The organism is Corynebacterium lipophilum, assembly GCF_024102595.1.
GTDB classification, from domain to species: Bacteria; Actinomycetota; Actinomycetes; order Mycobacteriales; family Mycobacteriaceae; genus Corynebacterium; species Corynebacterium pseudogenitalium.
On record NZ_JAEUWV010000039.1, the window covers coordinates 1 to 3,978 of the forward strand.

Here is a 3,978-nt window from a genome sequence, read left to right on the forward strand (position 1 = left end):
AGACCTCGGGGGTGGTCATGCCTTCGAAGTACTTGTCGACCGCGGACTCGCGGACGGTGTCGGGGAACTTTGCGGGCATCGGAATACCTTCCAGCCCTCAACACTCCAACAAAATGTCCGCGCTCCCAATACGTTCGAAATGGGGATTACTACAATCCTGTTGCTCACATTTAGAAAAACCGCAGCGCACAACGCAGAAAGAACGCCCCTGCCCGACCTGAATCTGTCGGACAGGGGCCTCGTTGTGTCGAAAGTGTGTTAGCTTTCGCTGCGAATGTTAATGAGTACGCCCCGGATGCCGGAGTGGAAGCCGTCGCGAAGGTTGACGCGCTGGGTTTCCGTCAGGGTGTACTCGTGCAGGGTCTCGCAGGCGAACTGGAGCAGCGGCCTATCGATCTCCGGCGGCAGACCGCCACCGGAAAGCATGTGGGCCTTGTCGCGCTGTTCGCTGGATGCGGCGTTCTCGAACCACCAGGCTGCGTACTGTTGTCCCACGTCGTAGGGGGTTTGGAAGCCGGAGGACGTCCAGACTTCTTCTGGCAGTGGCACGTAGCGCGAGCGGAGCTTGCGGCGCGGCGCCATCATCGACGGCTTCGGTGCCGGCTTGGGGGCCGGTACGTCGTCGGTGTCCTCGTCGGAGATGGTTTCCGGCTTCGGGTCCTCGGCAGGTGTTGCAGGCTCTGCCGACTTGACCGGTGTCGGTGGTTCCGTGGGGACCGGGCCAGGCTTTGGGCCGGGCTTCGGCATATCGGCAGGCGATGGGGTCGGCGGGGCCGCCGGGGTAACTGGGGTTTCCGTGGCCGGTGGATCGACCGGCTCGTCTGAAGCGGGCTCCTCAGCAGCAGGCTCCTCCGGCGCAGCGAGTGGGTCGGGTCCCAGCCCGGGCACTTCGGTGGGGCCTTGGTTGTCTTCGACGGGTTCGGCGTCGGCGATCGGGCGTTCCCGGATGCTTGGTGGGAGGGGCCCTTCGAGGACGCGGAGTTGCATGGAGTCTGCGAAGTCTTCGCGTGGGTCGAGGATGGTGGTGGTGTCGCAGGCGTGGCGGAGGGCGGAGGACATGGAGTCCCAGCCGAATCCGTAGAGGTGGACGCGTACGCCGTTGTTGGTGGCTTCTTCGACGCCTGGGATCATGTCGGCGTCGCCGGAGACGAGGACGAAGTCGCTGAACTGGCCGCGTGTCGCGTTGATGACTAGGTCTGCGACGAGTCGGGTGTCGACGCCTTTTTGGGTGCGCCGCTCACCCCATTCGATGAGTTGCCCCGTGCGGAGTTGGACCCCGTCGCAGGAGCGCAGCGCGCGCTGGTAGCGGTGGGGTCCGGAGTCGGGGATGCCGTCGTACCACATTTGACGGTGGATGGGTTGGTGGAGTTGGTGGCTGATCATGACTCCGAGGTTGGCGACTACCTCGGGTAAGTCGATTTCTAATTGTGCTCGCGCGCCGATTTCCCATGAGTTGTAAAAGCTCGCCAGTAGGTAAGAAGTGTCGACGAACACCAGTGTGCGTTCAAGCATGGCTCCTAAATTCCGATTCTTTATTGTCGTTAAATTCTTTTCATCACGAGGCTACATATGTTTGTGCACCTACTCATGCTAGTAGTTCAAGAAATTTCGTAGGGGTCCTTGCGAGCTACCTGACCACAGTTCTATAGTTAGTTAGTGCAGTAACTAACCAACGAGCTCGAAGGGGGGAATGGTGGTTGGAGATTCAGAGCCGCTCTTCGTGCAGATCGCGAAGTTAGTGGAGGACCTCATCGTCGACGGGACACTGAAGTCGGGGGAGCGGGCACCGTCGACAAACGAGCTCGCAGCCTTCCACAACATCAACCCCGCGACAGCGCGCAAGGGCCTCGGCTTACTTGTCGACGCCCAGGTCCTCGAGAAGCGCCGCGGCCTCGGGATGTTCGTCACCCCGGACGCGCGCGAACGGATCCTGGAAACCCGCCGGGAAGCGTTCCCGGGTACGTTCGTCGCCCCTCTTATCGACGAAGCCGTCCGCGTCGGCCTGAGCCGCGACGACTTGATCGACCTTGTACATCGAGTAGCAGAAAGTAGAGGAATGTATCAATGAACGCCATGATTATCCGCGCCGATGGGCTAGAGAAGCACTTTGGTAAGAAGCACGTCCTCAACGGGGTGTCCTTCGACCTGCCGTCTGGCGGCATCCACGGGCTGTTGGGGCGAAATGGCGTCGGTAAGTCGACGTTGTTGCAGATTGTCGCCGGCCAACTGAAATCCTCCGGCGGCGCCGTCGAGGTGTTCGGCCTGGGTCCGTTCGATAACGCAGCGGTGATGGACCGCGTCGCGCTCACCGGCGTCGACGTCGGCTACCCGGCGAGCTGGAGCGGCAAGGACATCCTGAAAGGCGCGCAGCTGCGGTACCCGAACTGGGACGATGGGCTCGCGCGCCGCCTCATCGACGACTTCGACCTCGGCGAGGCGCTCGGCGCCGCGTACAGCAAGATGTCGCGCGGCCAGCGCGCGATGGTCGGCAACATCATCGGCATCGCCTCTGGCGCCGAGCTCACGCTTCTCGACGAGCCCTACGTTGGCCTCGACGTCCACAACACCAACGTGTTCTACCGCCACCTCCTCGACGTCGCCGAGGGTGGGCGTACGTTTGTGATGGCCACGCACCATATCGAAGAGGCGTCGAAAATTCTGAGCAGCGCCCTGGTGCTGGGCCGCGACGGCAAGGTCAGCGCGCACGTGACCGCCGATGATGCCGACGCCCACGCCGAGCGCCTCGGCCTGCACAATCCCCTGCGACCTGTCGACTTTGGCGATGTCATCGAGCACCTCCTGGAGGTGAGCTAAATGCAGACCTTTGTCCGCCCCGGCTTCTTCCGCGCCCAAATGTTCGCAGGCTCCAAATGGCGCTTCTGGATGACACTCTTCGGCCTGCTCATGGGCGCAGCGACCATCTTTGCCGACTGGTTGGGCAGCGTCCCGCTGGTCATTACAGCCGCGACATTCTCCTCGCTCCTGCTCTACGTGACCTTCATCCCCGAATCGGACGTTTTTCGCTCCTACGGGATGAACCGCAAGCGCGCCCTCGCGTACAAGCGACGCGCCGCCCTCGCGGTCTGGGCCGTACTTTGCATCCCGACGCTGATCGTGAGCCCATCGCTGTACGGCCTGCTCGCCATCGCACTGGTCACCGGCTGGCTTGCCCTATACGTAACTAACGACGCCACCACCGGCGAAGAACTCAACTCTTCCGACAACGGTTCGGCCATCATGGGGCTGCGCCTGGACCAACCGCTGACGTTCCAGCTCTTCTGGAAGCAGCCGCTCCTCTTGGCCGCGGCCTTCGGCCTTGGCTCGGTCGCCGTGCAGTTTGCGGTGCGCTCGTTCGCCGACAAAACATGGATACCGTTCGTCGCAACCATCCCTGACCTTTTCCTTTTCGGTTGCTTCGCGGCAATCTATTCTTGGGGCGCAAGTTCGTCGACGACCGCCCGCGCCTACGGAATCCCCCGCCGCACATGGGGCCTGCATGGGCTGGGGGCAGTGGTGGTATCCGCGGGGATCTACGTTGCGCTGCGTTCCCTTCCCACACTTCTCGACGCCCACACCCTCCCCTCCGCACCTGTCTGGGCGACGTTCATCTTGATCCTCACCGGACTTGCGATGCCGTTGGCATGGGGGCGCAACCAGTTGGTGACGTTCATGGCCATCATGATCCTCTGGCAATTCCTCCGTAACCCCGTGCCCTGGAAAGGAGTACTCGGTGTGGCCGGATGTGCGTTGCTGCTGGCGCTTGTGACGATCGCCCTGTACGTCAGTGGGCGCGTCAATGGCGCCCAAAAGAACCCTGAAATGAAGTTGTAAAAATGCGGTCTGGGCTGGCGATTTGTGTTGTTGTTGGTGTGTGTGTAACTTTATGTGAGTCAGCGAGACCGACAACGCCCCGCCAGACAGACTCCTTAGAGGGTTGGATGGTGAGATGGCGGTTAGGAAAACTACCGCTGGCCGACA

At 61.9% G+C, this 3,978-nt stretch carries 5 protein-coding genes; 4 read left to right on the forward strand and 1 reads right to left on the reverse strand.

The window, feature by feature from the left end; all coding sequences use genetic code 11:
- The coding region (locus JMN37_RS11180; protein ID WP_252932192.1) for a hypothetical protein at positions 1-262 on the forward strand (262 nt) is incomplete at its 5' end.
- Here JMN37_RS11180 and JMN37_RS11185 read toward each other — a convergent pair.
- The gene (locus tag JMN37_RS11185) at positions 259-1,512 is read right to left on the reverse strand and encodes an NYN domain-containing protein (protein ID WP_252932193.1); all 1,254 of its coding nucleotides are present in this window, start codon (positions 1,510-1,512) and stop codon (positions 259-261) included. The two genes, JMN37_RS11180 and JMN37_RS11185, sit on opposite strands and share 4 nt — an antisense overlap.
- Before the next feature lie 178 nt (positions 1,513-1,690).
- Here JMN37_RS11185 and JMN37_RS11190 point away from each other — a divergent pair, with 178 nt between their 5' ends.
- Genes JMN37_RS11190 through JMN37_RS11200 form a run of 3 tightly spaced genes read left to right on the forward strand, consistent with a single transcriptional unit; the run spans position 1,691 to position 3,831 of the window.
- Positions 1,691-2,068, forward strand: coding sequence for a GntR family transcriptional regulator (locus tag JMN37_RS11190; protein ID WP_070361735.1), 378 nt, complete (start codon positions 1,691-1,693; stop codon positions 2,066-2,068).
- Complete coding sequence (locus tag JMN37_RS11195) at positions 2,065-2,814, forward strand: ATP-binding cassette domain-containing protein (protein WP_252932194.1); 750 nt, start codon at positions 2,065-2,067, stop codon at positions 2,812-2,814. The genes JMN37_RS11190 and JMN37_RS11195 overlap by 4 nt, the downstream gene beginning before the upstream one ends.
- On the forward strand, positions 2,815-3,831 hold the full coding sequence (locus JMN37_RS11200) for a hypothetical protein (protein WP_252932195.1): 1,017 nt from the start codon (positions 2,815-2,817) through the stop codon (positions 3,829-3,831).
- The last annotated feature ends 147 nt before the right edge of the window (positions 3,832-3,978 follow it).

Bases quoted from the DNA above. Each gene is read 5' to 3' on its own strand.
- JMN37_RS11185 (WP_252932193.1), bottom strand. From the start codon at position 1,512: ATGCTTGAACGCACACTGGTGTTCGTCGACACTTCTTACCTACTGGCG.
- JMN37_RS11195 (WP_252932194.1), top strand. From the start codon at position 2,065: ATGAACGCCATGATTATCCGCGCCGATGGGCTAGAGAAGCACTTTGGT.
- JMN37_RS11200 (WP_252932195.1), top strand. From the start codon at position 2,815: ATGCAGACCTTTGTCCGCCCCGGCTTCTTCCGCGCCCAAATGTTCGCA.
- JMN37_RS11190 (WP_070361735.1), top strand. From the start codon at position 1,691: ATGGTGGTTGGAGATTCAGAGCCGCTCTTCGTGCAGATCGCGAAGTTA.